20 protein-coding genes and 1 pseudogene are annotated in these 19,707 nt (G+C 42.1%); 15 read left to right on the forward strand and 6 right to left on the reverse strand.

The window, feature by feature from the left end; all coding sequences use genetic code 11:
- Positions 1 to 19: 19 nt before the first annotated feature.
- Genes DQN58_RS02315 through selA form a run of 3 tightly spaced genes read right to left on the reverse strand, consistent with a single transcriptional unit; the run spans position 20 to position 4,233 of the window.
- Positions 20 to 940: an RsiV family protein gene (locus tag DQN58_RS02315; RefSeq protein WP_006719940.1), complete on the reverse strand. Its 921-nt coding sequence runs from the start codon at positions 938 to 940 to the stop codon at positions 20 to 22.
- 42 nt (positions 941 to 982) lie between these two features.
- Complete coding sequence (gene selB / locus DQN58_RS02320; RefSeq protein ID WP_006719942.1) at positions 983 to 2,842, reverse strand: selenocysteine-specific translation elongation factor; 1,860 nt, start codon at positions 2,840 to 2,842, stop codon at positions 983 to 985.
- On the reverse strand, positions 2,839 to 4,233 hold the full coding sequence (gene selA, locus DQN58_RS02325) for an L-seryl-tRNA(Sec) selenium transferase (RefSeq protein WP_032998051.1): 1,395 nt from the start codon (positions 4,231 to 4,233) through the stop codon (positions 2,839 to 2,841). The genes selB and selA overlap by 4 nt, the downstream gene beginning before the upstream one ends.
- A 151-nt stretch (positions 4,234 to 4,384) precedes the next feature.
- Between selA and proS the strand changes: the two genes are divergently transcribed.
- The 9 genes from proS to DQN58_RS02370 all read left to right on the forward strand — a co-directional run bounded on the left by proS (position 4,385) and on the right by DQN58_RS02370 (position 11,606).
- The gene (proS, locus tag DQN58_RS02330; protein WP_006719946.1) at positions 4,385 to 6,100 is read left to right on the forward strand and encodes a proline--tRNA ligase; all 1,716 of its coding nucleotides are present in this window, start codon (positions 4,385 to 4,387) and stop codon (positions 6,098 to 6,100) included.
- Positions 6,101 to 6,165: 65 nt separating this feature from the next.
- On the forward strand, positions 6,166 to 6,495 hold the full coding sequence (locus DQN58_RS02335; protein WP_006719948.1) for a DMT family transporter: 330 nt from the start codon (positions 6,166 to 6,168) through the stop codon (positions 6,493 to 6,495).
- A 38-nt stretch (positions 6,496 to 6,533) separates the two neighbouring features.
- Entirely contained in the window at positions 6,534 to 6,788 is a 255-nt protein-coding gene (locus DQN58_RS02340) for an FAD assembly factor SdhE (protein ID WP_006719950.1), read from the forward strand.
- 124 nt (positions 6,789 to 6,912) lie between these two features.
- Positions 6,913 to 7,488, forward strand: coding sequence for an RNA polymerase sigma factor RpoE (gene rpoE, locus DQN58_RS02345; protein WP_006719952.1), 576 nt, complete (start codon positions 6,913 to 6,915; stop codon positions 7,486 to 7,488).
- A 42-nt stretch (positions 7,489 to 7,530) separates the two neighbouring features.
- Complete coding sequence (locus tag DQN58_RS02350) at positions 7,531 to 8,118, forward strand: sigma-E factor negative regulatory protein (protein WP_006719955.1); 588 nt, start codon at positions 7,531 to 7,533, stop codon at positions 8,116 to 8,118.
- 86 nt (positions 8,119 to 8,204) lie between these two features.
- Positions 8,205 to 9,164: a sigma-E factor regulatory protein RseB gene (gene rseB / locus DQN58_RS02355; RefSeq protein ID WP_032998052.1), complete on the forward strand. Its 960-nt coding sequence runs from the start codon at positions 8,205 to 8,207 to the stop codon at positions 9,162 to 9,164.
- A gap of 11 nt (positions 9,165 to 9,175) precedes the next feature.
- Complete coding sequence (locus DQN58_RS02360) at positions 9,176 to 9,613, forward strand: SoxR reducing system RseC family protein (RefSeq protein ID WP_006719958.1); 438 nt, start codon at positions 9,176 to 9,178, stop codon at positions 9,611 to 9,613.
- A 79-nt stretch (positions 9,614 to 9,692) separates the two neighbouring features.
- Positions 9,693 to 10,202, forward strand: a complete 510-nt coding sequence (mobB, locus tag DQN58_RS02365) for a molybdopterin-guanine dinucleotide biosynthesis protein MobB (protein WP_006719960.1) — start codon at positions 9,693 to 9,695, stop codon at positions 10,200 to 10,202.
- Between the two features lie 12 nt (positions 10,203 to 10,214).
- Positions 10,215 to 11,606, forward strand: coding sequence for an MDR family MFS transporter (locus tag DQN58_RS02370; protein WP_006719962.1), 1,392 nt, complete (start codon positions 10,215 to 10,217; stop codon positions 11,604 to 11,606).
- A 186-nt stretch (positions 11,607 to 11,792) separates the two neighbouring features.
- On the opposite strand, the pseudogene DQN58_RS02375 reads toward DQN58_RS02370, so the two are convergent.
- A pseudogene (locus DQN58_RS02375) lies at positions 11,793 to 12,134 on the reverse strand (integrase); the annotation flags it as partial.
- Between the two features lie 404 nt (positions 12,135 to 12,538).
- Between DQN58_RS02375 and DQN58_RS02380 the strand changes: the two are divergent.
- The 3 genes from DQN58_RS02380 (at position 12,539) to DQN58_RS02390 (ending at position 15,044) form a co-directional block, all read left to right on the forward strand.
- The gene (locus DQN58_RS02380) at positions 12,539 to 13,192 is read left to right on the forward strand and encodes an IS1595 family transposase (protein WP_006719966.1); all 654 of its coding nucleotides are present in this window, start codon (positions 12,539 to 12,541) and stop codon (positions 13,190 to 13,192) included.
- On the forward strand, positions 13,182 to 14,456 hold the full coding sequence (locus tag DQN58_RS02385) for a coiled-coil domain-containing protein (protein WP_006719968.1): 1,275 nt from the start codon (positions 13,182 to 13,184) through the stop codon (positions 14,454 to 14,456). Before DQN58_RS02380 ends, DQN58_RS02385 begins: the two co-directional genes overlap by 11 nt.
- Before the next feature lie 126 nt (positions 14,457 to 14,582).
- Entirely contained in the window at positions 14,583 to 15,044 is a 462-nt protein-coding gene (locus DQN58_RS02390; protein ID WP_006719971.1) for a hypothetical protein, read from the forward strand.
- Between the two features lie 524 nt (positions 15,045 to 15,568).
- On the opposite strand, the gene DQN58_RS02395 is transcribed toward DQN58_RS02390, so the two are convergent.
- Both DQN58_RS02395 and DQN58_RS02400 read right to left on the reverse strand, forming a co-directional pair.
- On the reverse strand, positions 15,569 to 16,465 hold the full coding sequence (locus DQN58_RS02395) for a cation transporter (protein ID WP_005564326.1): 897 nt from the start codon (positions 16,463 to 16,465) through the stop codon (positions 15,569 to 15,571).
- 170 nt (positions 16,466 to 16,635) lie between these two features.
- Positions 16,636 to 17,058: a hypothetical protein gene (locus DQN58_RS02400; protein WP_005564327.1), complete on the reverse strand. Its 423-nt coding sequence runs from the start codon at positions 17,056 to 17,058 to the stop codon at positions 16,636 to 16,638.
- A 429-nt stretch (positions 17,059 to 17,487) separates the two neighbouring features.
- Between DQN58_RS02400 and DQN58_RS02405 the strand changes: the two genes are divergently transcribed.
- The 3 genes from DQN58_RS02405 to DQN58_RS02410 are packed head-to-tail and all read left to right on the forward strand — an operon-like array spanning position 17,488 to position 18,899.
- On the forward strand, positions 17,488 to 17,718 hold the full coding sequence (locus DQN58_RS02405; protein WP_231957919.1) for a hypothetical protein: 231 nt from the start codon (positions 17,488 to 17,490) through the stop codon (positions 17,716 to 17,718).
- Positions 17,719 to 17,766: 48 nt separating this feature from the next.
- On the forward strand, positions 17,767 to 17,934 hold the full coding sequence (locus DQN58_RS09900) for a hypothetical protein (RefSeq protein WP_005564329.1): 168 nt from the start codon (positions 17,767 to 17,769) through the stop codon (positions 17,932 to 17,934).
- Positions 17,931 to 18,899 (forward strand): YadA C-terminal domain-containing protein, encoded by a 969-nt coding sequence (locus DQN58_RS02410; RefSeq protein WP_006719979.1) that lies wholly within the window; start codon positions 17,931 to 17,933, stop codon positions 18,897 to 18,899. Before DQN58_RS09900 ends, DQN58_RS02410 begins: the two co-directional genes overlap by 4 nt.
- The last annotated feature ends 808 nt before the right edge of the window (positions 18,900 to 19,707 follow it).

Here is a 19,707-nt window from a genome sequence, read left to right on the forward strand (position 1 = left end):
GCTTGGGGATTTTTGTTTGTTATTCATATCCAACGTAATTTTTTCCTAAAAATTTAAATGCCGGTGTTAACAAGGCTTTGACTTCATCATCATATAAAGACAGGCGCAGTTCCTTTTCACCTGCTGCATAAGGGCCAAGGGCATAAGGCGGATAGACAAACACAATGCCATCTTGTGAAAAATAGAAATTATCACTGAGGTAAAAATCGGCTTTTGCGGTGAATGGCTCTTGTCGTTCACCGTTATCGCCACGAGATTCATTTTGATAAATCTCCCATAGCAACGCTTTAACTTTGTTTTGTTGTGCTTTAGTAAAGACATCGTCTAATTGAATGACGGCTTTTTTGTCTAAATCAACATTCACAAAATGGGTTGAATACATCCCGTGCGCACCACCGGAATAATGATGATAACCTATGGTGAAAGTTGCGATATTTTCCCGTTGCCCAAGGTATTCCATGTCAACATTGGTACTTATGCCAATCAGCTCAAACTCTTTCACCTCTTTGACGCTATCGGCATAAAGGGTTTGTAAGTAGTCAACAAATTGTTGTTTATTCTCAATTTTAACTTTACCTTCAGCCGTGAACTGGCGAATTAACTCATTTACCAGTAAATCCGTTAACCAATCCATATTCGCTTTTAAGCTTTTCACGCTGATTTTTACCTCAGCTTCTTCAGGGGCAAGACTGTTAGGCGATTTGTTATCAAACTTGATGGTTTCAGATTTTTCAAATAATACCTCCGGCTCCACACGAATGGCTTGATTTTCCGCCAAATCCAAAACCTGTCTTTGTAAGGTATTCACTTGTGCATTTAGCTGCTCGATGGTTTGGGTTTGTTTTTTCACTTGTTCGGAAAGGATGTTTTTTTCTTCATCATTGCAGCCGGTAAGCGTTAGACCGGCGACGGCTAAAGCAGAAACGAGCAGTTTTTTCATAGAAACTCCTTGTATAAAAATGTTGTGAAAATCGACCGCACTTTATAGATCAAATACGTCCGCATCGCGCAATATGTGAATATTGCCTTTGCGACGCAGGAAGCCACAGCGGTCGAAATATTCTACCAATTGCACGGTCATTTTACGTCCGAATTGTAGTGCATCACGCAATTCGTTTACCGATATACCTTCTTTCCCGGCACTTAGTTGTTTAATCAAACGGGCGGTAGCGTAAATATTTTCGGTCAGGAAGAATCGGTCTTTTACCACAGCGGTGAGATAGCCTAATTTACCGGCTTTATAGAGGAAGTTGCGCATGGCACTTTCTTCCTGTCCTAATAAGCCTGCAAGATCACGTACCCACAACGCTTGTCCGTTATGTTGCTCAAATTGTTCTAGAACTTGCTGCCATAATGCACGTTCTTGTTCATTAAATTGAATTTTATGATCGGCGGTATGTAGCCAACCACGGGTTTGTTGTAGCTGATTTTCGGCTAATAATTCATCAATAAAATGATAAATCAGTTTTTCCGGCTGATTCAGTGCTGCAATGCGATACAAACGGGCTTTACCTAAGCCGAGTTGGTCGGGATGTTGTTCGTGATATTGCGCAAGTGCGGTCAATAATTTCGACGTTTGTTGTGCACGATAATCGGCATTAAAGCACCAGCTTTGGAAGCGAATGTCGCCGTTCTTTTCAAGAATATCATTCAGTTGTGAGTCTGTCAGTTGTTCAATCCACATCAACTGCTCGGCTTCCACTGCATGATTTTGAAGATAAAGTGCGGTGCGTTTTTCGGCTGTTTCTGCTTGAATCAGTTGGCGTAAATAATCGAAACGGGCTTCTGTGCGCTTATGGCGTTTCGGTGAATGGATTTCAATCACTTTTGCGCCACCGAGTACGGCGGTCGAGTTGCTGTTACGTAAGATGATTTTGTCGCCATGCGCCAAAAACAACGGTTGTTCTAAAATCAGTTCTGCCAGCGCTTGTTGCTGAGGCGCGAGTTTGGGTTGTTGCAATAACGTCAACTTGCCCGTGGTGTGTGAGGCGGCGTGATAAATATGCACCGGTTGGCTTTCGTTCAGTGGAATTTGGTTTTCTAGCCAAACGGTGATGCGATCTGTCGCTTTGGTAGGCGGTTGGGAGAACAACCAATCGCCGCGCTCAATTAACGTGCGGTCGAAATCCAAGTTAATATTTAACGCGAGTCGTTGCCCCGCCAAGCCTTCCGTGCTTTGTTCATTTTGTGCGTGGATATTTTTCACCCGCACTTTTTGTCCATTGCTTAAATACAATTCGTCGTCAATGGCAACCTTGCCCGCAAATGCGGTGCCGGTCACCACGGTGCCGGCACCTTTAATGGTAAAAATACGGTCGATGGCATAACGGAACGGTTTTTCCGTGTCCGATAATTCCGGCAACTGCGCCAAATAATCGCGTAGCGTTTCGATGCCCTGACCGGTGGTGGCAGAGGTCACGAAGAATTTACTGTTCGCCAAGATGGCATATTGTTGGCGTAGCTGTTGTTCTAATGCGTCAATTTGTTGCGCATCGGCGCGGTCGGCTTTGGTGATCACCACCATGATTTCCTGCAATTGCAACAAGCTCAAAATGCTTAAGTGCTCGATGGTTTGCGCTTGCACGCCTTCGTCTGCGGCAATGATAAGCATGGCGTAATGAATGCCGCCCAAGCCCGCCAACATATTGGCAAGAAAACGTTCGTGCCCCGGTACATCGATAAAACCGAGGATTTGATCTTTTAACGGCAAATAGGCGTAGCCCAAATCAATGGTCATGCCGCGTTTTTTTTCTTCCGGTAAATGCGCCGTATGCGTGCCGGTGAGGGCTTGTAATAGCGCGGTTTTGCCGTGGTCAACGTGTCCGGATGTGACAATAATCATAATGCCTCCAACGTGTTAAGCAAGCGTTCGAGATTGGCCAAACTGCGTAAATCCAACCAAATTTTATCCCGTTCAATGCGCCCGATAACCGGTTGCGGTAGCGCCAATAAACGGGCGAAAAGTGCGGTGGTTTTTGTCGGCATTTTTTCTGTTGCCGGCGCAATGGTTACTGCAACTGACGGAATTCGTGCCAACGGTTGGGAGCCACTACCAACCTGCGCTTCGCTTGGTTCGATCGCAATAACGTAATCTGCATTTAAACGATTTTCCAACCGCACTTTCAGTTGTTCTGCTTGTGCTTGTAATTGGGGTATAGGCTGAGTGAGCAGATGAAGTGCGGTCAGTTTTTCGGTAATTTTTTCCGGCTGCAAATACAAACGCAAAGTGGCTTCCAAACCGGCAAGAGTAACTTTGTCGCAACGCAACACGCGTTTGAGCGGATGGGCTTGTAGCTGTTGAATCAATGCTTTTTTACCCACGATAATCCCCGCTTGTGGCCCACCAAGCAGTTTGTCGCCGGAGAAGGAAATCAAATCCAGACCCTGTTGTAATTTTTCTTGCACCGTCGGTTCTTCCGGCAAATTGAATTGTTTCAGATCAATTAACGCGCCGCTGCCTAAATCTGTGATGACCGGAATGCCAAATTCTTTACCTAATTCCGCCAGTTCTTGTTCGTCAACAGAATGCGTGAAACCGCAAATTTGGTAGTTACTGCTGTGAACTTTCATTAAAAAGGCGGTATTTTCGTTAATTGCGTTGCGATAATCTTTTAAATGGGTGCGGTTGGTAGTGCCCACTTCCACCAGTTTACAACCTGCCTGCGCCATGATGTCGGGAATGCGGAAAGCACCGCCGATTTCAATCAATTCACCACGGGAGATGATCACCTCTTTACCCTGCGCGAAAGTCGCCAACATCAGCAATACCGCCGCTGCGTTGTTGTTCACCACACAGGCTGCTTCGGCGCCCGTGAGTTGTTGCAGTAAGTCGCTGATGTAGTTGTCCCGATGGCTCCGTTCGCCAGCCGCTAAATCATATTCTAATGCCACGTTGCCCTGCATAGCGTCTAGTGCCGCCTGTTGTGCCGCCGGTGACCACAACGCGCGCCCGAGATTGGTGTGTAATACCGTGCCGGTTAAATTATGTACGCTCTTAATATTGACCTGTTGTTGTAACAATAATTGTTGGCGGATGTACTGAAAGGTCGCGTCATCCGTTTGTAAAAAGTGCGGTAGGTTTTCATGGTGTTTTATATGTTCGCGTGCTTGTTGTAACAAGTCTCGGCAAACATTGACGGTGGCACTATGACCAAATTCTGCCACGAATTGTTCTCCTTGCGGGGTTTTGAGTAATTTATCGACGGCGGGAAGGGCTTGATAAAGGGCTGACATGATGATTCCTTTTTCTGGGGTTAAATTGGCATTTTTAGCGGGGATTATAAGGCGTGAAACCTGATTTCTTCTTTGCTTTTGCGTGCGCATTAGATACACTAACGCCAATTTTTTCTCGTATTTTTAAATTTTTGGAATTATAGGTAATTCAATGCGTACAAGTAAATATTTATTATCCACCTTAAAAGAAACCCCGGCAGAAGCGGCGATTGTTAGCCATCAACTCATGTTGCGTGCGGGCATGATTCGCCCTCTTGCTTCAGGCCTTTATAACTGGATGCCAACCGGTTGGCGCGTGCTACAAAAAGTGGAAAACATTATTCGCGAAGAAATGAATAAAAGTGGTGCCATTGAGATCAAAATGCCTGTGGTGCAACCGGCGGAATTGTGGCAAGAGTCCGGTCGCTGGGATCAGTATGGTCCGGAATTATTGCGTTTCACCGACCGTGGCGAACGGAGTTTTGTGATCGGCCCGACCAATGAAGAAGCGATTACCGATTTAATGCGTCGTGAAGTGACTTCTTACCGTCAGCTTCCTCTTAATTTATATCATATTCAAACCAAGTTCCGTGACGAAGTGCGTCCACGTTTCGGTGTGATGCGTAGCCGCGAATTTATTATGAAAGATGCTTATTCTTTCCACATGGACAAAGAAAGCTTGCAGCAAACCTATGAGGTGATGTACCAAACTTATAGCAATATTTTCACCCGTTTAGGGTTGGATTTCCGTGCCGTACAAGCGGATACCGGTTCTATCGGCGGTAGCGCGTCTCATGAATTCCAAGTATTGGCAAACAGCGGCGAAGATGATGTGATTTTCTCCACCGAGTCCGATTATGCGGCAAACATCGAACTTGCTGAAGCCGTAGCTGTCGGCGAGCGTGCCGCACCAACTAAAGCGATGGAATTGGTGGATACACCGAATGCGAAAACCATTGCGGATCTTGTCGAGCAATTTAATCAACCGATTGAGAAAACCGTTAAAACCTTGATTGTAAAAGGTGCTAGTGAAGAACAGCCGTTAGTGGCGTTAATTATTCGTGGTGATCATGAATTAAACGAAGTTAAAGCAGAAAAACTGGCTGAAGTGGCTTCCCCATTTGAATTTGCTGATGAAGCCGCCATTAAAGCGAAAATTGGCGCAGGCGTCGGCTCCCTTGGACCGGTCAACTTAAACATTCCGGTGATCATTGACCGCAGCGTGGCGATCATGTCTGATTTCAGTGCCGGTGCCAACATTGACGGTAAACATTATTTCAACATTAACTGGGAGCGCGATGTGGCGTTGCCGAAAGTGGCGGATATTCGTAACGTGGTGGAAGGCGACCCAAGTCCGGATGGCAAAGGTACCTTATTAATTAAACGTGGTATTGAAGTCGGTCATATTTTCCAATTGGGTGACAAATATTCCAACGCGATGAATGCGACTGTGCAAGGCGAAGATGGTCGTCCTACGGTCGTCACCATGGGCTGCTATGGTATTGGTGTGACGCGTGTTGTGGCAGCCGCGATTGAACAACATCATGATGAACGCGGCATTATTTGGCCGAGCGATGCGATGGCGCCGTTTACGGTAGCGATTGTGCCGATGAATATGCATAAATCAGAAAGCGTGCAAGCATTCGCTGAAGAGTTATACCGCACTTTATTGGCGCAAGGTGTGGAAGTGATTTTTGATGACCGTAAAGAACGCCCAGGCGTGATGTTTGCGGATATGGAGCTTATCGGTGTGCCGCACATGGTCGTCATCGGTGAGAAAAACCTAGCGAACGGCGAAATCGAATACAAAAATCGTCGTAGCGGTGAGAAACAAATGATTGCGAAAGCGCAATTGATTGACTTCTTAAAAAGCCAAATTAAGGCGTAATTGAAATAAAAAGTGCGGTCGGATTTTTAGTTGAATTTCCGACCGCACTTTTGTATAGGGAAAACATGAATCCGTGGATTTTATTAGCCGTTTCTATTTGTTTGGAAATTGTCGCGACCAATCTATTGAAAGTCAGCGACGGTTTTACTAAACCGTTGCCGACGCTTGGCGCTTTGGCTTTTTATAGCTGTTCGTTCTATTTTGTTGCCATTATTTTTCGTACGCTTTCCGTTGGTTTGGTGTATGCCATTTGGTCTGGCGTAGGCATTGTGTTGACAGCGATTGTGGCTTATTTCGCCTTTGGGCAGAAAATTGATACTGCCGGATTAATTGGCATGGGATTGATCATCTGTGGTGTGTTAGTGATTAATTTATTTTCGCAAACGGCGCACTAACGCTATAATCCAGTTGATTTTTGGGAAAGGAGAATAGGATGAAAAAGTATGATCCGCTGCGCATTGAGTGGGATTGTCGGCGCGGTATGTTGGAATTAGACAAGGTCATTATGCCTTTTTATAAACAGTATTTTGACGGGCTTAGTGAGCATAAAAAAGAGGTTTTTATTCGTTTGTTAGCCTCGACCGATTTACAGCTTTTTTCATGGTTCTTTAATAATGGCGAAATCAATGATCCGGAATTGCGAGAAATGGTGCTGGAAATTCAGCAAAAATTAAGTTTAACGCATTGATTTTCATTGTTTTATTGGTTTTTTCTAAAATAACTGAACTTTTTTTTATTCATCTCGTCTAACGCATAACAATAGCTTGCTGGCTTTGAAATTAAAGTTTGTTAGAAGTGATATTTGAGGTTATATGGCTGAACAGCTAACAGATCAAGCTTTGGTAGAAAGGGTGCAGCAGGGAGATAAGAAAGCTTTCAATTTGTTGGTATCGCGTTATCAAAATAAAGTAGCTGGATTACTGACTCGGTATATTTCACCGAATGATATTCCCGATGTTGTACAAGAATCATTTATAAAAGCATACCGTTCCATCGGCTCTTTTCGTGGTGATAGTGCTTTCTATACTTGGCTATACAGAATCGCAGTGAACACTGCAAAAAATTATTTGACTGCACAAGGGCGTCGCCCGCCAAGCGAAGATATTTTAGCTGAAGATGCAGAATCCTACGATGTAGGAACAAATTTACGGGTTGTGGATACGCCTGAAAATGAAATGTTATCCAACGAGTTGAAGAATATCGTATTCGATACGATTAAAGGTTTACAGGAAGATTTACGCACAGCAATTACTTTACGCGAAATTGAGGGATTGAGTTACGAAGAAATTGCAGAAATTATGGATTGCCCAGTAGGTACTGTGAGATCTCGGATTTTTAGAGCGCGTGAAATCATTGAAAGTAAAGTGAAACCGCTTTTACAACGTTAAATAAAAAACAGGAATACAACTACGATTAGTCGGAGTACAAACATGCAAAAAGAACTACTTTCAGCATATATTGATGGTGAGCAAGTCAATTATGAACTCACCGAAAAATTATGCCAAAATGCAGAATTGCAAGAGAGTTGGGCAAATTTCCACACCATTCGTTCTGTTATGCGTCAAGAAACAAACGTTTTCTTAGGCGCGGATTTTACTGCAAAAATGGAAAGTTTGATTGCAGCAGAAGAAATTCAAGCAGCTGAAGTCACAGAATCTCAACCATTGCCACAGGAAGTAGAAAACTCTCCGTTTATGCAAAAATTAAAAGCATGGTTTATGCCAATGACGCAAGTTGCAGTTGCTGCGGGTGTGTGCTTGGTGGCAGTGTTGGGTGTACAGTCTTTCAATGCAAAATCTACCGTACAAAATGCAGCGGATACACCGGTGTTGCAAACATTGCCTTTTAACAACGGTGTGCAGGAAGTCAGTTACAACGCACCAAGCAAAGATGTCATTACGACTGAACAGCTTGAACAAAAAAATAAACGTATTGGCGCCATGTTACAAAGCTATGAACTACAACGTCGTGTTTATGCTGATTCAATGAATTTAGGACAGAATCATAGCAATAGATAATACTCTATGTATTCCGGTATGACTGTTTTTTTATGATAATTCACCACCATTTTTTGGTGGTGAATTTGTTTATTAGGAATTTGATCATGTTAAAAACATTTCTAAAAACCACCGCACTTTTTTTCTTATTAAGCACCTCATTTTCTTCCCTTGCTGCAGAAACATTTTCACCGAAACAGCTTTTGCAGGATATGAAGAAAGCGACGGAACAGCTAAATTATGAATTTTCTTTTGTACAAACCACGCCTTCTAACATGGATTCATTGCGGTACCGTCACTTTAAATCTCATGGCAAAACTTTTGCGCAATTGGTGACGCTAGATGGTGCACAACAAGAAATTGTGCAACGTGATAATTTAATTAGCTATTTTCAACCGAACTATCAACCTTTCACCATTAATAGCGAAGGCATTACCGATAATTTGCCGCTACTCATTCGTGCGAATTTTGATACCTTGGAACAATACTATGATTTTGTGAATATTGGGCGTAATCGCGTAGCGGATCATGTGGTGCAAACCATTCGAATTTTGCCGAAAGACGATTTCCGTTATCAATATGTTGCTTTTATTGATGAAGAGAATAACTTGCTGTTGCGCAGTGATATGCTTGATCGAGACGGCAATTTATTGGATCAATTTCGTGTCGTCAATTTGTATGTGGGAGACGGGATTTCCGGTTTGGTAGATTATCTCAATCAAGTGGCTTTTCCTCCGTTATTAATGGATAAAAACGCAAATCAAACGCCGGATTTTAATTGGGCTCCAGGTTGGTTGCCACAAGGTTTTAAAGTGGTAAATCGTAGCATTGAGCGTGATGGCGACGATAAAATTGAATCACAACTTTACAGTGATGGATTGTTTTCTTTTACGTTATATGTGTCTGACAAAATCACTGAAAACACGCAGCGAGATAACACTTGGCGACAAGGTGCGTACACCATTTATAACGAAACAGTGGACAACAAAGACGTGACGATTATCGGGCAATTGCCGATTTCTACGGCAAAACGTATCGTGCAAGACATTCAATTTAAGAAAAACTAAACAGGCTTATTATGTTGACAGAAAGTGCGGTCGTCATTGAATATGAATCTGGCAAGGCGAAAGTAAAATGCCAATCACAAAGCGCATGTGGTAGTTGTGCGGCAAAAGCTGCTTGCGGGAATTCCGCCTTATCGGAATTAACCGGTAGCGGTGCGCGAGGTGAACATATTTTCACCATTGAAACCATTACCCCGCTAAAAGTTGGGCAGAAGGTGGAGATTGGTTTGTCTGAACATTCCTTGATCAAATCGGCGTTACTGATGTATTGCATACCGTTGTTCACTTTAGTCTTCAGCACCTTATTGTTCGATTCGTTGTTTAGTCACGAACTCGTCAGTGTATTTTTTATTTTTATTTCCACCGCACTTTCCTTTCTTGGTGTACGTTGGTATGCGCGAAAACTGAATCGCAAATCGGCTTACCAACCGGTGTTGCTACGTGTGCTCTAAATCTTTGAGCATCATTCGTTTTCTTTGGCGGGCTGGTATATAATCAGCCCGTTTATATTATCGTCTTTAAGGAAATATTATGCTCCCCATGCTTGGCATCACCGGTTACAGCGGCAGTGGCAAAACCACCTTGTTGGAAAAATTACTTCCCCAATTAAAACAACGAGGCTTGCGCCCGGCGGTGATTAAACATAGTCATCATGATGCGCAAGTGGATAAACCGGGCAAAGACAGTTGGCGTATGAAAGATGCCGGTGCCAGCCAAGTGATTATGGCCTGTGATCATCGCTGGGCGCTTATGACGGAAACACCCCAACAACATATTTCCCTGTCTTATTTATGTGAACAATTTGATCACGAATTAACGGATCTCATTTTGGTAGAAGGCTTCAAACAAGAGCCGATTGAAAAGATCTTGTTGCATCGAAAAGAGATGACTAAACCGCTACCTGACATTGATGCTCTCGTGTTGGCCGTTGCTACAGATTACCCTTTAGCGGCAGATAAGTCTTGTTTGGATATCAATAATATTGCGCAGATTGCTGATTTTATTACGGCTTGGTACGAGCAAAAGTGCGGTCGAATTTAAGCGTGGTTTTTTATGCCTGAGCTCCAACATTATCGCCATTTATCCTTAATCGCCGCCATGGCATTATTTATGCAGTCCCTTGATGCCACCATTTTGAATACGGCATTGCCTGCTATTTCTGCCGATTTGCATGAATCACCGTTAGAAATGCAAATGTCGATAATCAGTTATTCCCTCACTGTTGCATTATTTATTCCACTTACTGGTTGGATTGCCGATAAATACGGTACGCTCAATGTGTTTCGGGTTGCGGTAGCGATTTTTGTGATTGGTTCTGTTGCTTGTGCCGCCTCTAATTCATTAAATGCATTGATTTGGTCGCGCGTGTTGCAAGGGCTGGGCGGAGCAATGATGATGCCGGTAGCGCGTTTGGCAATTATTCGTCACGTACCAAAAAATCAATTGGTTGCCGCATGGAATGCCATGGCGATGGCGGGGCTGATTGGCCCAGTGCTCGGGCCGATTGTGGGCGGATGGCTTGTGACACATGCCAGCTGGCATTGGATTTTCCTAATTAACATTCCTATTGGTATCCTTGGGATTGGATTTGCCGGTCGGTATATGCCGAACAGTACAGGTAATATTAGTAAGTTGGATTGGTGGGGCTTTTTGCTGTTTGGTGGTGGGCTGGTAGGGTTGACACTTGGTTTGGATTTGTTGTCTGAAGATCGCATCAATCAATGGCTGACTGCGTTGATTTTGGCTATCGGATTGGGGTGTTTCTCCTTTTATTATTGGTATGCTCAACGGGTGCAGAATCCCTTATTACCGTTAAATTTATTTGCTACGCGTACGTTTCGATTGGGTATGGTGGCGAATATTTTCATCCGTTTGTGTGGTTCAGGAATTCCGTTTTTAATGCCACTGATGTTGCAGGTGGTGTTTAATTATAGCGCGGATATTGCCGGTTGGTTGTTAGCGCCAATTGCACTAAGTTCCGTGTTAACGAAATCCTTTGTTGGAAAAATTCTGGTGCGTTTGGGTTATAAAACGACATTAATGCTGACCGCACTTTCGATGGCGCTTGCTATTGCTGCCATGAGCCTGTTGCAACAAGATACACCGATTTGGTGTTTGGTGCTGATTTTGGCGTGGTATGGTAGCTGTATGTCGATTATTTTTACTTCAGTCAACACACTTACGATTAGTGATTTAGACGAACACAATGCCAGCGCAGGTGCTACTTATCTCAGTGTGATTCAACAAGTGGGAATCAGTATCGGTATTGCCGTGTCTGCTGTGATTTTAGATCTTTATCGCCATTTCATTGGTGAAAGCGGTGAACAACTTCAACGTGCGTTCAGTACGACTTTCCTGACCTCAGCTATTTTCGGCATCATTTTATTATGGGTTTTAACTTACCTTAGAAAAGAGGATGGTGCGGAGAATTTTCGTCGGGAATAAAAAAGCTTATTTTTTTAAAGGTGTTTTCCGGAGTTGGTCTGTTAGGCGTGAGGGAAGAGTTGGAGTGGCGGAAGAGCGTAAGCAACGTGATCTATGAATTGGACTTCCGTTAGTATTCTTCTTAACATTGCCTAGATGATCAATAACGATTTCTCTGTCTTCTCTGTGTTTTCTAAGTGAGGATTACTCTACAATATCCGCCCATTTCGCTGTATCCACTTCGTTAGATCTTGTCATGGTTGAGAGCGGTTGCCATAAACTCAAATAACGCATCTGTAAGTGAATCTAAACGTTTTGTAGCGTGAACATAAATTTGCTTAAATCCTTAGGCTTCAGGGTTTTAAAATGTTCAACCGTCGGACTGTCAAATTCCTTTTCGATATTTGCTGTGGGATTAAAAGAGATTAAGTCTCGGTGTAGGGCATAAGTCATGATCTCGTTATGCTTCTGAATCGTTCGTTTGAGCTTTTCTAAATGCACTTCGTCTTGATACTGCTTAAATGCCTTTAATGCCATTGACACGGTAATTCAGACTTTTAAAAAATCGGGTATAGCTAAAACATCGTTAACACTTTTTATAACAGGTTTTGTGTGATTTTAGTTATATCGGTTTTGCTATACGGCTATCAGTATAACTAAAACTCAAGGATTTTATAGGATTGGATAGGAACGCTTAGGATATAAAAAAGCCCTTGAAGTCAATATTTTCAAGGGCTGGGGTCATCTGAATTACATGTCACAAACCGTCTAATTATAAAGAAGTATCTAAATTCAAACTTTACCGATGTTACTTTCAGTGTTACTAAAAGGAGAAATCACAAGGAAATTGGCAGGTTTTTTTAGGTTATCCAAACCCCTTAATCAATTTATAGATTGGTTTTAACTTTACTTTAGGGGCTGACGTAGATTAGCAGTTAGGCTAGGCTACGAAAATGCAGATAACCAATTGTAAATTAAGCAAGAGAGTTCAAAAGAAACTACTTGAATTTTTTGTACTCCAAGTTACCTCCCGCTCCGCTGCCGATATTTTGGGCATTCAGCCCAACTCCGCTATTCTGTTCTACCGCAAAATTCGTATGGTTATCAGCCATTATCTGGCCTTGGTTGCCGATGAGGTTTTTGAGGGCTCTGTCGAGTTGGACGAAAGCTATTTCGGCGGACGGCGTAAAGGCAGACGTGGTCGCGGCGTGGCAGGAAAAGTGGTTGTCTTTGGTATTCTGAAACGCAACGGACGGGTCTATACCGTTGTGGTGGATAATGCCAAGTCTGAAACGTTACTCCCTGTCATCAAAAAGAAAATCATGCCGGACTGCATTGTTTACACGGATAGCCTGAGCAGCTACGACAAGTTGGATGTGAGCGGTTTCATCCATTACCGCATCAACCATTCCAAGGAATTTGCCGACCGTCAGAACCACATTAACGGCATTGAGAATTTTTGGAATCAGGCAAAACGTGTCTTGCGCAAATACAACGGAATTGATCGCAAATCCTTCCCGCTGTTCTTGAAAGAATGCGAATTTCGGTTTAACTTCGGCACACCGTCTCAACAGCTTAAAATTCTGCGGGATTGGTGTGGAATTTAGGGCTAATCTACGTCAGCCCCTTGCTGCACCGACTTTAGTTGAAGATGGCTTGATTGCGCCAAGTTCTAAGCAGGCAATTAACGGTGGGCAATTTGCTCAGTTGGAACAAACGCTTTATACCAGCGTGGTTCAGTCTGTAAATACGAAAAAAGTCGCGGAGCAAGCAGTCACCCTAGCCACCGAAGCCAAACAAACAGCTCAAACCGCCAATTCAAATGTGAATAGTGCGATTGCTCGTGTGAGTGAAGTAGAAAAACAAGTAGTTAAAAATACGGCAGATATTACCAAACTCAATGGTAGTGTATCAGGTTTATCTGACCGCATTACTACCGCAACAAATACGGCAAATGAAGCTAAAAACGGTATCTCCGACTTAAACACCCAAATTGAAAGAGTAAATCAAAATGTTACCGCTTTAACAGGGCGAGTCACGCAAGCTGAACAAACCGCAAACCAAGCACTAGAATTAGCTAAATTAAATACAGGTTCAAGTGCTGAAGTTAGTCAAAATGCTATCAATGCAGCAAGCGAAGCGAAAGCGTTGGCACAATCAGCTAACTCAAATGCCACTCGTGCTTTAAATACAGCAACCAGTGCATTAAGTACGATCAATGATATTCAGGCAGATGTTGCCTTAGCGAAAAGTGATGCAAATGCCGCAAAAAGTAATGCAGAAAATGCGTTTAATGCGGCAACAGCATCACAAGATACAGCAAATTTAGCCGTGCGAAATTCAAACAATGCTGAAAGTCTTGCAAATAATGCAAAAATAACAGCAGAGGGAGCGGTTCGCACAGCAACTACCGCTAATCAAACCGCAGAGCGTGCGCAAACCACGGCAACCCGTGCAGCAGCAACAGCAAATCTTGCAAGTATTTCAGCAGGTAATGCAGAGCAGTTAGCGCAAGAAGCAAAAGATACTGCGACTCAAGCTAAATCAGGTTTAGTGGTAACAAACGCAGAACTTGCAAAAGTTGCTTCAACTCAAACCGATTTAAAAGCAAAAAGTGAAGCAAACGAAAAAGCGGTTAGTGGCTTAACTGGTCGTGTCGCAAATGTAGAAACAGGCGTGCAAACAGCCCAAACCCAAGCAAGTAATGCGTTGAACCAATCAACAGAAGCCAAAGCGACCTCAGAGCAGGCAAATAATAACGCTACTCAAGCAAAAACCGAGGCGCAAACCGCATTAAGCACAGCGAACATCGCAAATGCCAATGTAAATAGTGCATTAACCCAAGCGCAAAGTGCGGTTAAAACAGCGTAAGAAAATACAGCACTTGCCAATCAAGCGATTGCCAAAGCAGAAAGTGCAGAGCGTACCAGTACGCAATTAAGAGAAATCGCTAATGAGGCAAAAGTAAATGCCGAAAGCGCAGTTGAAAGTGTAAAATTGGCAAATACACAATCTACTCAAGCGTTAACTAAATCAGGTGAAGCCGTAGATAAAGCTAATAATGCTGAAACTATTGCAAATCAAGCTCATTTAGCAAGTCAGCAAGCGGTAGAAAAAAGCGATCAATCTGTAACAACCGCAAACATTGCTTTAAGAAAAGCTAATAATGCGGATAAAAATACGGCTGAAGCAAATGTTAGTGCAACAAAAGCGATTGAGAGTGCAACACAAGCATTAACTCAAGCAACAGAGGCTAATAAATTAGCTGTTATCGCAGATGGTAATGTGAAACAAGCACAGGCTCAATCTGTTAGCGCAAACAATCTTGCAACAACAGCAAAAACAAATGCAGATAAAGCACTTCTGGATTCTTCAAAAGCAATTTCAGATGCAAATCAAGCTAATGTGACTGCTAATACAGCAAATGATAAAAGCATTCTTTTTTGGGTCAGCGGTTAATGTGGACGGTTTAACGGTTTTTCCCCTGCGGGTCGTATTGAAAAGCTGTTGGATAACTCTTCTAGTTACCCACGAGCTTTTCAACACTAAAAACCTACCGCCCACAATAACCACTTCCCTAATAATAAATTTTGTTATTTTTATATTGGTTCAAAGGCTCGCAAGCTCGCCTAATAAAATGAAGTCGCCTTCGGCTCCGCTGATTTTTTAATATCACTCTCGGGGCTTTTGGCGTACTATTGTCTAATAGTTAAAGCAAGGACACATAGCCCCGTATCTGTGATACTAAGTCTATGCCCTTGCAAGAGGGATAAATCCCCCTTGACCCCCTGCGGTTTCACCGCTAATTTGAAGAACGGACACCTAATGAAAAAGCGAACCAAACGCCTAGAAATAGCATTGTCAGAAGATGAATACAATGCCTTGCTTGAAACGGTAATATCTCAACGCAAAAAACAAAGCAGGGGTATAAGCAGATAAAACAGGGCATACGGCGAGAGCTTTTTGCCAATAATGAGCATTATTTAACCCTTCAACGCCAAAATGCGTCTGGCACCGTTAAGTACAATCCCCCCCGCGATGGTGCCGATAATCAGATCTGGATAATTGGAACCGGTCCACGCGACCAGGGCGCCGGCGGTGATGCCCCCCAGGTTGATCACCACGTCGTTGGCCGAGAATATCCAGCTTGCCTTCATGTGCGCCCCGCCTTCCCGATGTTTGGATATGAGCAGCAGACAACTGGTATTGGCAATCAATGCGACGAATGCGATAGCCATCATCACCAGAGATTCAGGCTCACTACCGAATACAAAGCGTCTCACCACCTCTACGAGCACGCCCACAGCCAAGATCAGTTGCAGTACACCAGCAAGATGCGCGGCACGTACCTGCATTTTCACGCTATGTCCAACCGCATAAAGGGCAAGCCCGTACACCGCCGCATCGGAAAAATTGTCCAGGGATTCTCCAATCAGGCCGGTGGACTGGGCGATCAGACCGGCAGTCATTTCCACCACGAACAGAAGTGCATTGATGCCGAGCAACCAGCGCAGGGTCCCGGATTCTTGCTTAGCAGAAGCTGCCGAAAACTCGGCGGCCTTGATGGTCTCTGGATTTGCAGCGACGGTTTCCTGAAGCGAGGCGCCTAGCCCCAAGGTCTTCAGTTTCGAGGTGACGGGCTCGACCTCGCCGTCATGCACGACCTTCAGCCGGCGGTTCGACAAGTCGAAGGACAGCGCCCGAATCTCCTCAAAGCCGTTCAGGGCTAGGCGAATCATTCGTTCTTCTGATGGACAGTCCATCTTCGGCACTGCATAAACACTGACCCATCTCCCTGGCGCCTCGGAGGAGGCCTGTATATCGGTATCCGCTGCGGACGTTGCATCACCGCCACAGGCGCCACCACAGGATTTGCTCATAATACGACTCCACATTGAACAATGTTGTGGTACCATTTTAAACTATAAAGCTACTATAAGGTCAATAGAGTAAAGAATCCGTTGGGGAGGAGGCTGATGCGCATTGGTCAGTTGGCACAGTTGAATGAAGTCGCCTACGGCTCCGATTTTTTATATACCACTTCGGGGCTTTATGGTTTCTTTTGCTTAAAATCCATATTAATAAATAATCTTTTTAATTCTTTCTTTTCTTCATCTGATAGCCTAATCCCTTGAGCAATGCGAATAGCAAAATCATTAGGAATCTGATTAAATTCTGCAATAGTAGTAAGGAATCTTTCGGCTAATACGCCATTCCTAACGATTGTATGAGCGATATATGAAAGTTGCTCCTCTAATCTATTGCCAGATGAATTAGATCCTGATTCTATATTCTCTAGTTTTTTCTTTTCTATACGTGCGCCTAGTTTTAATAATTCTAATGCAACACTACTTCTTGTTGCATTTGCCTCACCATCATTAACTTTATTGAGAACAATACGATCTATAACCTCTAATACAGAAAAAGGAACGCGAACTGTTATACGATTATTTTGAGAATTTAAATTTTCCATATCAAAACCTGTTTGTTTTTTAACCTAAAACAAGCACTATATAGCACCATATAGCACTACATAGTGCTATGTATGCACTATACAGCATTTTTGATAAGAAAATCTTTATTTTTCAATGAGCACTGTATATCATCTAAAAAGATGCTATTCAGCACACAAAATTCACGCCTATTTTCTGGTCGAAAACGTACAAACTCTTGATTTACAAAGGAAAAAAAGGCAAATTTTAAATTTGCATTAGGTGTGTAATTACTTCATTTTTGGGTCTGTTTTTAGGTTAAATTTCTGTTGTTTTTTTAAGGGATTTTTATGCGTTTTTATTCTCCCGAATTAAAGGCGATCACTATGCGGAATGAAAAAAAATACTCATAAAAATTAAATAGGAGAGAGGGAAAAATGAATGAGGTTTTAGCCATTATTTTTTATAACTTGGCGATTATTTTTGTTTTACTTTTAGGGTTGGGGTTATTCATAAAATACCAACACAAAAAACGTGCAGATGCCCTTTTAGAAAACATGAAAAAAGCTCATTCAGCATTTTCGGTTGATCGTAAATCACAAGCGATCTTTGAAAAACGCGTAAAAGAATGGGAAAGAAAACACCCGGTTCACGCCATAAAACAACGGATTAAAAAACGCATTGAATGGCTGCTGCCATAGCAACGTGCTTTTCTGATAAACTACACGCATCTAAACACAGGAGGTTCTATGCAAATAGCCTTACCCAATACACCGACTTTTGAGAAAAAAGAGTCTTTCTACTCTGAAGATGAGCTGTATTTGCTACATCAGTTAGAAAACGACTTAGTGAAAAGTAAATCTCATGATGATGTAATGGAAAACTTGAGACAGGTACTAAAACTCGATGAAGTTTGATTATTCGATTAGATGGTACTACTTGGCAGAAGAAAAACTGCTTACTCAGGCTAAAATCGGATAATGCTGTTCGTACTGCTAATAACTCTGCTCAAAAAGTAGATTTAATGGACGTAAAAGTACAAAAACACGATACAGAAATTAATGCAATGCAAACCGCATTAATTGATACGGTAGGTAAAGTTGAAAAAGCTGAATTAGTTGGCAATCAAGCTCGTTCAATGGGTGAAAATGCGATTAAAAAAGCAGAACAGGCTTCTGAGAAAGTGGTTGAACTTGAAAAAACAGTTGTGCAGTACAATGCAGAAAAAACTTCTGTATCACTTAACAATGCAACCTTGAATGATTTAGCGGACGGTGAAGTTAGCGAAACTTCTAATCAAGCGGTTACTGGTAAACAACTTTACGCTACTGAGAAAAAGGTTGAAAAAGTGGTACAAGAACAATTAGTGCCTGTACAAAAACAAGTTAAACAAACAAAAGAAGAAGTTACAACAAATAAAGCAAGTATTGCTACCAACAGCTCTAACATTGCGAAAAATTCACAACGAATGGAAAAAGTTGTTGAAGTAGTAAACAGCCAAACTGCTCGCATTAATGAAAACACTCGCATTGTTGAAGCTCAAGCAAGACAGGTAACTCAAAATACACAAGCAATTACTGAAAATCGTCAGGCGATCCAAAGTAATAGCAAACGTATTGATGAACTTGAAAACCGCTCTCGCCAAGATCGCCGACAAGCTCGTGCAGGTGTGGCAGGGGCGATGGCGATGACCCAAATCACGCCAGTACAGGGTAAAACCTTTACGGTTGGCGCAGGTGTCGGTTCTTATCGAGGTGAAACAGCGGTTGCAGTCGGTGTGAAATATGCACCCAAACCGAATTTTGTCATCAGTCTTTCAGGCTCTGCCGACTCTCGCGGAGGTGTTGGGGCTGCAACTGGAGTAAGTTTTGGGATTGATTAGCCCGAAATTATCCTAATTTTTTCAATAAAAAGCATCTTTTGGCATTGCTGGAAGATGCTTTTTTCTTGTTAAGCTCTCTCGATTTTGCCTTCGTCAGGTAGTCATTTGGGGCAAAAAGCTCAGAAAAAGTTGCTGCATTGAACAAAAATTAAGCAATCAAACTTTTCTTGTACTAATTGATTTTTTTAATGCTAATGTGATTTTCATAGTGTTTTATTTTATTTATAGCGTATGCTTAAATTAGATAATTTTAATATTTATTAAATTTTTTTCTTTTTATTTTGTGATTGATGATTTTCAAAAAATATTTAATAAACTCATATTTAATTTGGATTAAATAATTTTTGTATTAAAAGATTTAAGGTCTTTTGATTATTTTAGGTTTTAAAAGGTAATTAAATCCTTTAAGGTTTTAAAAAAGGGCTTTAAGGTTTTAAAAAAGGACTTTAAGGTTTTAAAAAAGACTTTAAGTTTAAAAAAAACAGCATAAAACAGTGTGACAAGATTGTTTTCTTTATTTTAAAAATGATTTTTTATCCAATAAAGAGAGCGCTTAGAGCATGTTGAATTTCCTTGAATGATATTGTAAGCCTTGTAATTTTTTCTTTCCTCTTCTCTTAAAGTGTATTTTTATTTTGGGCATAAATACTATTTATAACAACTATTAAGCTTGTAAATATAAAGTAAAAAAATAAATATTTTTCCTTGGCTTGAATATTTCTTTCTTGTTAGTAATTTGTATTTTTTTATTATTGTTAATTTAATCTTTTATTTATTTTCACTTAAATAACACTTTTCTTATGCTTTC

It is taken from the genome of Aggregatibacter segnis ATCC 33393 (assembly GCF_900476035.1).
Lineage (GTDB): Bacteria > Pseudomonadota > Gammaproteobacteria > Enterobacterales > Pasteurellaceae > Aggregatibacter > Aggregatibacter segnis.